The sequence below is a fragment of the Chitinophaga sp. SYP-B3965 genome, assembly GCF_009647655.1.
Classification (GTDB): Bacteria; Bacteroidota; Bacteroidia; order Chitinophagales; family Chitinophagaceae; genus Chitinophaga.
On the sequence record NZ_WJFD01000014.1, the window covers coordinates 1 to 703 of the forward strand.

The window sequence follows — 703 nt, forward strand, 5'->3', positions numbered from 1 at the left end:
AGCCGCCTAGGGTAAAATCGGTAATTGGGGCTAAGTCGTAACAAGGTAGCCGTATCGGAAGGTGCGGCTGGAATACCTCCTTTTTAGAGCGCATTATACCTGCGCTGTTGTTTCCATCTTTTAATTTTTAAAGACACTTATAAAGTTCTTTCAAACTACTATTTAGATAGTACCCGTTCCAGATCCGTAGCTCAGCCTGGTTAGAGCACTACACTGATAATGTAGGGGTCAGCAGTTCAAATCTGCTCGGGTCTACTAAACTAAATTCTACCAAAAGGGTTGACTTTTATCGCCCAAGACGTAGTTTATCTGGGGGGTTAGCTCAGTTGGCTAGAGCATCTGCCTTGCACGCAGAGGGTCATCGGTTCGACTCCGATATCCTCCACAGAAAGTGAAGATTTCCTTCACACAAAAAGTACCCGTTTCAGATCCGTAGCTCAGCCTGGTTAGAGCACTACACTGATAATGTAGGGGTCAGCAGTTCAAATCTGCTCGGGTCTACCAAGAAGTTCTTTTACAAACAAGTGCACGATTATCATCAAATGGATGATAGATCATAAGGGTTCGACACTCCTGCACTTACAGAATTGACCACATTAACTGAGAGGTTACAATACCATAGTAATTATGGGGTTGGTGGTTAACAAGTTCTTTGACATATTGGGAAATAAAGTTGTAAAACACTGAAAGACGTGTGATACGA

3 tRNA genes and 1 rRNA gene are annotated in these 703 nt (G+C 43.0%); all 4 read left to right on the forward strand.

The features are described 5' to 3' along the window. Nucleotides 1-83: ribosomal RNA gene (locus tag GFS24_RS28940) — 16S ribosomal RNA — on the forward strand; the annotation flags it as partial. Nucleotides 84-180: 97 nt separating this feature from the next. Continuing rightward, nucleotides 181-255: transfer RNA gene (locus tag GFS24_RS28945), tRNA-Ile, on the forward strand. Between the two features lie 56 nt (nucleotides 256-311). Further along, a tRNA-Ala gene (locus GFS24_RS28950) sits at nucleotides 312-385 on the forward strand. 41 nt (nucleotides 386-426) lie between these two features. Next, nucleotides 427-504, forward strand: a tRNA-Ile gene (locus GFS24_RS28955). Nucleotides 505-703 lie beyond the last annotated feature (199 nt).